Annotated in this window: 1 protein-coding gene; it reads left to right on the top strand. The window is 63.9% G+C overall.

Annotation, left to right across the window (positions count from 1 at the left end; translation table 11 throughout):
* A partial coding sequence (locus SB754_RS22020) for an ArdC family protein (protein ID WP_410784429.1) occupies positions 1-249 on the top strand: 249 nt, incomplete at both ends.

Genomic DNA, 249 nt, shown 5'->3' with positions numbered 1-249 from the left:
CCGGCGATGATTGGGCTGACGCGCTGCGTTTCGCCGCACGGTTCCGATCACGCTCGTTCAACAACGTCATGCTCATCTGGCAGCAGCACTCCGCTGCCTTCGAAGCCGGTCACGTGCCCGAACCGTATCCGAGCTATGTCGCTGGCTATAAGCAATGGCAGACGCTCGGGCGCCAGGTCGATAAGGGGCAGCACGGGTACCAGATCATCGCCCCGGTGACTGGCCGGTTCGCTTCGGCCACGCCGCAAG

Origin of the sequence: Leifsonia sp. SIMBA_070 (genome assembly GCF_046534635.1) — a bacterium.
Classification (GTDB): domain Bacteria; phylum Actinomycetota; class Actinomycetes; order Actinomycetales; family Microbacteriaceae; genus Leifsonia.
This window is presented reverse-complemented; position numbering and strand designations above follow the sequence as displayed.